The organism is Nocardia miyunensis NBRC 108239 (assembly GCF_001613065.1).
GTDB lineage: Bacteria > Actinomycetota > Actinomycetes > Mycobacteriales > Mycobacteriaceae > Nocardia > Nocardia miyunensis.
Window position 1 is genome coordinate 1 of the sequence record NZ_BDBQ01000173.1, and the last position, 3805, is coordinate 3805.

Here is a 3805-nt window from a genome sequence, read left to right on the forward strand (position 1 = left end):
GCCCGGCACGGGGCCCAGCCCAGACAAGATGCTGCTCGGGCGCTGGTTCTCCTATGCCGACGCACACCGGCACCGGATAGGAATCAACTACAAAGAGCTACCGGTCAATTCGCCACACGCCACCGAAGTCCGATCATGGGCGAAAGATGGCGCCATGCGCCATCACAACCCGGGCGATCCGGTGTATGTGCCCAACTCGAAGGGCGGACCGCACGCCGATCCGGCTGCGGCGGGACCGTCCGCGAACTGGTACGCCGACGGCGAGATCGTACGGACCGCGTACACGCTGCGCGCGGACGACGACGACTGGGGACAGGCTCGCACCATGGTCCGGACGGTTCTCGACGACGCCGCCAGGACACGACTGGTCGGCAATATCGTCGCGCACCTGCTCGACGGGGTGAGCCCACCCGTGCTCACCAGGACATTCGCATACCTGCGCAACATCGACACCGATCTCGGCGACCGAGTCGAACAAGGAGTACGCGACAGACACGCGCAGCACGAACCGACCGCCACGGAACGCCCTAAAGTCGGCCACACGAGGTAGATGAACGAAAAGACCGGTTTCCCGGTCGCCGTCAGATACGTCAGAAAGTGGATTCTACTGATCAAACTCTATTGCACGCGATAAGGCAGCCATGAGAGTCCACTCTTGGCGACTACCGTCAGCATATGGGACGGACGACCCGGCTGGCTGACACCGTGGTGACCCGAATTATCCATACTCGTGGCCATAGTCTCGGGGTATCGCTCGGCAGTCTCTGCGTATCGCTCGGCCCACCGACATGTGACGTTCGGCCATTTCTGCTGGTCTCGAGGCAGACTTCCATAGGAGACGGATCGTTACGCGACAGGCGTCCAGACATCGGGTACGCGACCGAGCACTCCGACCGTTTCAGGGAACATAGCGGTGCCCATCGAGAGAGGAGTCCCGTCATGAGGATTACCGCGCGTGACCGGGCCGACCGGCTCGATCTCCTCGGCCGGTTGCGGTCCGCCTTCCAGGACCTGCCGGATGCTCCGTACGAGCTGTCGAACGATCGCATCGAGGCATATCTGAAGACCTCGCACGACGTCGGCGGGATGCGCGATGCGCCGATCGAATTCCTGGAGAAGGAAGGCGAGCACTGGGAGCACAACACGTATGTGATGGCCGAGGTGCTCGGGTGGCGTGGCATCTGGCTCTCGGAGGAGCGCAGGCGCCTGCACAACGTCGACCTGGGCAACACGATGTACTTGGGACTGCCCTATTACGGCCGATGGTTGCTGGGCGTCGCGCGGGTGCTGATTGATAAGCACCTGGTCTCGTTGACCGAACTCACCGCCAGGTACAACGAGGTGAAGGCCCGTGTCGCCGATCTGGCGCCGCACGAGTTGCTGGAGCCGAAGCCGCGAACCATCGCCGACGGCAAGGACATTCCCCGCAACAAGCACCACCTGCACGCGGTCGGCAAGGGCGATCCGCAGGTGTACGCCGGTCAAGCGCCTCCGGCCGAATTCGCGGTCGGCGACGCGGTGCGGGTCCGTGACGGGCAGGCGCTGTTCTACACCCGTACCCAAGAGTTCGTTCGCGGCGCTGTCGGCGAGATCGTGACGCTCGCCTACGAGGCTCCGGCCGCCGAGGACGAGGCGTTCGACTACGAGGCCCTCGGTTCACCCCGGCCCGAGTGGTTCTACATCGTCCGCTTCGCGATGACCGAACTCTGGCCGGACTACACCGGCGAGCCGACCGACACGCTGCAGACCGAATTGCCCGAGCGCTGGATCCAGGCTGTGTGAGAGACGAAACTCCAACTCCCGGAAAGGCTTTCGACGCCATGTCAACGACTGGACACCAGCACGAGCATCGTCCGCCCGCGCCGATGGTCGAGGAGGTGTCCGACTTTGAGGTCCTGGAGGTCGCGGTGCGCGAACTCTGCCTCGAGAAGGGCATCTTCACCGCCGAGGATCACCGTGCGTTCACCGAGTTCGCCGAACGCATCGGCCCGCTGCCCGCAGCGACGCTCGTCGCCAAGTGCTGGCTCGACGAGGAGTTCGAACGCACCGCACTCGCCAACCCCATCGAGGCGTGCAAGGCCGTCGGAGTCGACTGGCTGGAACCCACAGGCTTCGGCACGCCGAGCGACTTCACCGCACTGCACATCCTTGAGGACACCCCGACGCTGCACCACGTCATCGTGTGCACGCTCTGCTCCTGTTACCCGCGGCCGCTGCTGGGCAACTCGCCCGAGTGGTACCGCACGCCCAACTATCGTCGCCGGGTGGTGCGGTACCCGCGTGATGTCCTGGCCGAGTTCGGCACCTACCTGCCCGCCGACGTCGAGATCCGCATCGAGGACTCCAACCAGAAGCATCGGTTCATGGTGCTGCCGATGCGTCCCGAGGGCACCGAGAACTGGTCCGAGGACGAGCTGGCCCGGATCGTCACCCGCGACTGCCTCATCGGCGTCGCGCTGCCCAAGCCCGGCGTGAGCGCCAACGTCACGGCCGACCGGATCCGCGAAGCGCAGCGAGGAGGCCAGTGACATGACAGGCACGAGCAAGCAGAACCGGTCCGCGGTCGCCGCGAAGGTCGACCCGGCCCTGCTGACCACCCGCGTCGACGTGCTCGAAGACATCGCCGCTCGCCGCGACCACCTGTGGCCGGCGCTGAGCCGGAAGTGGTCGGTCAGCAATCCCGTCCCGCCGTGGAAGAGCAGTCTCGACGGGATGTGCGACGCACTCGACGACGTTTCGTGCGCACACCCGGGAACAGTGCTGTCGTTCCAGGAACGCCGCAATGAAGAAGACGCCCTGTCCCAGGAGCGGTATGCGGACCTGCCGTTCCCCGAGTCTCAACTGCTCGCATTAACCCATTCGCTCATCTGGCGAGGCGTCATCGACGAGGACGCGCTGCGCGACCGCATGGTGACCGTCCGGCAACGCCTCGAGACCTGACACTGCTGTCGAACGAAGCACTGCAGCGTCACGGAGCGATCGGGCGTGCGTCGCGGAGAGACTGCGCTGGGCGGCGATGAGGCTTGCCATCTATTTGTAAGGAATCAACCGGGCGTCGTCAGGACGAGGATTGGTCGGTGGAGTTCAGTCCGCCACTGCGACACACCGTGACGTCTTCAGCGCCTATCGTGGTGGCCCTCGGCAAGGCCATGCCCCCGGCCGCCGAACGGATTCGGCCGCGACAAGATCGCCATGAAGGTGAAGCTCGGAGGACTCGACCTCACCGACAACGTGCCCGACCTACTCCACGCCTGGGCTAGCGTGAACGACGGCAGTTGGCTCGGACTGATCGAAATGGTGCTGTGGACCAACAACAGCAACGGGCTACTCCCGGTGATGTAGTTGTGCCCAGCACCAGCCACCGCACCTCGTGATCGGTGAGGGTTCAACCTCGCGCCGCACCCTCCGGCCACACAACCTCTCCCGATAAACCGTGATCCCGCGCCAGCGTAACCACACTGCCGGTACCGCTACGGTCGCCAGCCTGCACGTCCCACACGGCGATCAACCGATCGCACGATCCGACTACAGCTTCGTTCGCGGCTCACGGTTTCGTCGAGTCCATCACCCGAACGCTCCCTGCTCGTTTCAGCAGTTCATCGAACAGCGGCGCGTGATCCGGCTTCACCTTCCGCTCCCGGTAGTACCGCGAGGGCAGCACCACCTCCAACCGGCCGCCCGCATCCAGCACGGCCTGAGCGAACACCGAATCCGCCCAACACACCCGCGAATCGCTGCTGCATCTGGTGGAACGGTCGATCACCGCCGAGAAACTCGTGGCCGAGTCGGAGAAGGTGTTCACCGC

General features: G+C 64.7%; 5 protein-coding genes and 1 pseudogene. 5 read left to right on the forward strand and 1 reads right to left on the reverse strand.

Features of this window, described 5'->3' with window-relative positions; all coding sequences use genetic code 11:
• The 5 genes from NM2_RS46730 to NM2_RS50055 all read left to right on the forward strand — a co-directional run.
• A partial coding sequence (locus tag NM2_RS46730; protein WP_157122102.1) for a catalase occupies positions 1-550 on the forward strand: 550 nt, incomplete at its 5' end.
• Between the two features lie 389 nt (positions 551-939).
• Positions 940-1782: an SH3-like domain-containing protein gene (locus NM2_RS46735; protein WP_067684222.1), complete on the forward strand. Its 843-nt coding sequence runs from the start codon at positions 940-942 to the stop codon at positions 1780-1782.
• A gap of 38 nt (positions 1783-1820) precedes the next feature.
• Positions 1821-2528 carry a thiocyanate hydrolase subunit gamma gene (gene scnC / locus NM2_RS46740; RefSeq protein ID WP_067684227.1) on the forward strand — a complete coding sequence of 236 codons (708 nt, stop codon included), beginning with the start codon at positions 1821-1823 and terminating at the stop codon, positions 2526-2528.
• Between the two features lies 1 nt (position 2529).
• Positions 2530-2940 (forward strand): thiocyanate hydrolase, encoded by a 411-nt coding sequence (locus NM2_RS46745; RefSeq protein WP_245718595.1) that lies wholly within the window; start codon positions 2530-2532, stop codon positions 2938-2940.
• Positions 2941-3192: 252 nt separating this feature from the next.
• Positions 3193-3342 (forward strand): hypothetical protein, encoded by a 150-nt coding sequence (locus NM2_RS50055; protein ID WP_157122105.1) that lies wholly within the window; start codon positions 3193-3195, stop codon positions 3340-3342.
• A 202-nt stretch (positions 3343-3544) separates the two neighbouring features.
• On the opposite strand, the pseudogene NM2_RS51200 reads toward NM2_RS50055, so the two are convergent.
• Positions 3545-3805: pseudogene (locus tag NM2_RS51200) on the reverse strand (hypothetical protein); the annotation flags it as partial.